Here is a 2204-nt window from a genome sequence, read left to right as displayed (position 1 = left end):
TTCGACCACGTCGCCGATGCGGGACGCCGCCTTGGAAAGCTCGCTGACCCGCTCGGTGGTGGCACGGGCCTGGCCGACGGCATCGCCCGCCATCCGCGCCGATTCCTGCACCTGACGGCTGATCTCGCCGACCGACGAAGCCATCTCCTCGGTCGCCGAGGCTACCGACTGCACGTTACCAGATGCCTGGTCGGATGCGGTGGCGACGACGGAGGCGAGCTCTTGCGCCCGCTCGGCGGTCGAGCTCAGCGATCCGGCCGAGCTTTCCAGCGCGCCGGATGCGGCGGACACCGTTTCCACGATACCGCCCACCTGCGCTTCGAAGCTGTCGGCCAGCTCGTTCATGGTGCGCTTGCGTTCGCGATCGGCAGCGGCCTGGTCCTGGGCACGCTGCTCGATCCTGCGCTTGATGTCGTCCTGCATCGAGCTCAGCGACGTCGCGAGCCTGCCGACCTCGTCGGCCTGATCGATCTTGAGCTGCTGGTTGAAGTCGCCCTTGGCGATGCCGTCGGCGAAATTGGCGCAGTCCTGGATCGGCCGCGCGATCTTGCGTGCAGCGAACGAGATCAAGAAGATCGCCGCCAGCACGATGACGAGGCCGACACCGAGCTGCCAGAACGTGCTCGACGTCGCGCGGGCACTGAGCGAGGCATCCAGCTGCCGTGCGGACGCCAGCACGACCTCGCGCGGGACCGAGATCACGACCACGCATTCTCGGTGAGCCCGAAGCGGATCGGCGCATAGATATCGATGTTGGCGAACTTCGGATCGTCCTGCACTGCGCTTTTGCCGGCCTTGACGATGGCGAGGCTCTCGCTCCAGCGCGGATCGGCTGCCGAAGCGTTCTTGCCGATCACGTCCTGATTGGCGCTGTTGGCCACGATCAGGCCGGTATCGTTGAGGATCGCGACCTTGCCCTTGCCCTCGAACAGCGAGGCATTGATCTTGAGGGCCAGCTTCTGCACGAAGTCGAGATCGTAGTCGGCGCCGGCAACGCCGCGGAACTTGCCGCCGATCATGACCGGCACCGACATGGTCGCCAGGAAGACGGCCTTGCCCTGCACGATGTAGGGCAGCGGACCGAGGATGTTCTCCTTACCCGTCGTGTTCGGATTGATGTACCAGGCGCCCTTCACCAGACCGTTGGGATGCCGCTCGCTGCTGTCGTACTCGACCAGCGGCTGAACGGCGATGTCGCCGTTGGCATTGCGCGTCCAATAGGGCAGGAACCGGCCGGTATTGTCCGATCCAACCTCCTTGCGGCCCTTGAACGCCGCGTCATCGCCATCCAGCGCGCCGGGCTCCCAGGCAGAATAGGTACCGTTGAAAGCAGGATTGAGCTCGAGCACGTGGCGGAGCAGCGCGTTGAACTGGGCGCGCCGGGCTGCGATGGGGGTGCCGGTCTTCTCGTCTGCCAGCGTCGCGAACGCATGCGCGATGGTGCGCGCGGCATCAAATCCGACCTCCAGCTCGGCCTTGATGGCGCTGGCTTCGGTGGCAGCGCGGTTCGTCAGGCTTTCCTTGGTCTGATTGTCGACCAGCTGCATGACCTCGTGGGTCACGTACTGGTTCATGCTCTGCGTGGAGAAGAGGCCGTAGCCGATCAGCACGACGCAGGTGACCGCGAGGCAGAGGCCGGCGATCAGGGCAATCTTCAACTGGATGGAGCGAATGGCAGAAAACGAAAACAGCTTCACGATGGGCCTCCGAAATGCTGCGAGGACTTAAAGTTCCCCGCGTTCGGAACCCGTAAAGATTTGGAACCGTATGACCCACGTGAAAAATAAGTCCGGGGCCGGGCGGTGCGCCAAAAGCAAAGAGCGGCGCCGATGACGCCGCTCTTGCGTAGTTTGATACCTGTCCCGAAGGATCAGGCCGCGCGCACGTTGGTCAGGAACTTGCTGACCTCATTCTTCAGCCGGCCCGAATCGTTCGACAGCATTTGCGCCGCCGACAGCACCTGCGAGGAGGCCGTGCCGGTCTCGGTCGCCCCGCGCTGCACGTCGGTGATGTTGGAGGAGACCTGCTGGGTACCTTGCGCGGCCTGCTGCACGTTGCGGGCGATCTCCTGGGTCGCCGCGCCCTGCTCTTCCACCGCCGCCGCAATCGCCGACGAGATTTCCGACAGGCGCTCGATGGTCGAGGAGATTTCCTTGATGGCGCCGACCGAGTCGTTGGTCGCCGCCTGGATGCCGGAGATCTGC

General features: G+C 64.5%; 2 protein-coding genes and 1 pseudogene. All 3 read right to left on the bottom strand.

Translation table 11 applies throughout. The annotated features are described in order from the left end of the window. The coding region (locus tag XH81_RS38710; protein WP_442868197.1) for a HAMP domain-containing protein at positions 1–708 on the bottom strand (708 nt) is incomplete at its 3' end. Further along, on the bottom strand, positions 699–1697 hold the full coding sequence (locus XH81_RS38705; protein WP_245570287.1) for a cache domain-containing protein: 999 nt from the start codon (positions 1695–1697) through the stop codon (positions 699–701). The genes XH81_RS38705 and XH81_RS38710, both read right to left, overlap by 10 nt. A gap of 173 nt (positions 1698–1870) precedes the next feature. Then, positions 1871–2204, bottom strand: a pseudogene (locus XH81_RS04805) (methyl-accepting chemotaxis protein); the annotation flags it as partial.

Origin of the sequence: Bradyrhizobium sp. CCBAU 25360, from assembly GCF_028128695.1 — a bacterium.
GTDB classification, from domain to species: Bacteria; Pseudomonadota; Alphaproteobacteria; order Rhizobiales; family Xanthobacteraceae; genus Bradyrhizobium; species Bradyrhizobium ottawaense.
The sequence above is the reverse complement of the archived record's forward strand: the minus strand, read 5'-3'. Positions and strand labels throughout refer to the sequence as shown.